Origin of the sequence: Marinobacter sp. EhC06 (assembly GCF_001650915.1) — a bacterium.
GTDB lineage: Bacteria > Pseudomonadota > Gammaproteobacteria > Pseudomonadales > Oleiphilaceae > Marinobacter.
In genome coordinates, this window is record NZ_LXYO01000030.1 from 1 (window position 1) to 1,096 (window position 1,096).

Annotated in this window: 1 protein-coding gene; it reads right to left on the bottom strand. The window is 55.4% G+C overall.

Annotation, left to right across the window (positions count from 1 at the left end; translation table 11 throughout):
* Positions 1-215 precede the first annotated feature (215 nt).
* The coding region (locus A8B84_RS15865) for an ABC transporter substrate-binding protein (RefSeq protein ID WP_082905193.1) at positions 216-1,096 on the bottom strand (881 nt) is incomplete at its 5' end.

Here is a 1,096-nt window from a genome sequence, read left to right on the forward strand (position 1 = left end):
TTCGGCAGGCCAGAACTTCCCCTCTTTCAACGGCTTCGGGCGGGCATGCCGCTTGCTCATATTGCCGCACTCGAAATGCCCTTCCAAAACTTGGATCTTACAAAACCTCCAACCCTCCAGGCCACACGAACAAAATTCAGGCCCCGCTATTCCGGTGCCTTGAACTCACCCTGCCCCCTCAGCCGCATAACACCAAGACGGTCCAAAGCCACCATTCAATCAATAAGCACAAAGCCGCCATCGCGAATCTCAACCATTCGCGAACTACTCTGCTCAAACACACCGCCATGGTTATTGGGAGCAAACGTAAGAGTGCTGGTCAAGCCCACCAAGTCGCGGGTCTGCTCCAAGGAATCACGGATCGCCACAGGATCGGAGCTTTCCGCTCGGCGGATCGCGTCTACCAAAAGCAACAAGGCATCGTGGCCATAGCCGGCAAAAGTGTTCGGCACATGGCCATATCGTTCCCGGTAGAGTTCACGAAAGGCCACGCCCATTTTGTACTCCGTCGAGCTCTGAGGCAGTTGCTCCGCCACGAGCATGATCGGTGCATTCATACGCACCCCCTCAGCAGCCTGTCCCGCTAAGCTGGGGAACTCGGGGGCAGCCATAGAGTGGCTCGTGTACATGGGAGCATCGATCCCCAAAGCAACGTAATTGCGGACTACAATGGCCGGTTGATTACCGGCATCGAGATTGATGATGGCCTGCACGTCCGCATTACCACGAATGCGGGTTAATTGAGCAGTCATGTCCGAGTCACCTTTGGCATAAGTTTCGTCCATAACAACCTCGACGTTGTATTTTCCAGCTTCGTCGAGAAACGTTTCACGCGCCGCGCGACCAAAACCCGCCGAACTGGACAGCAATGCAATCCTATTGATGCCCTCGCTCTTCATATGCTCATAAATCACGCTCGCAGACATCACATCGCTCTCGGTAACGGAAAACAGCCATTCTTTTACCGGCTCAGTGAGGATCCGCGCCCCCGCCATAGTGATCTGAGGCACGCCGTGGCGGGACGCCAACGTCTCCATAGCTAGAGAGCTGGGCGTGATACTACCGCCAATCACCGCGCTCACTCGATCCTGAGTAA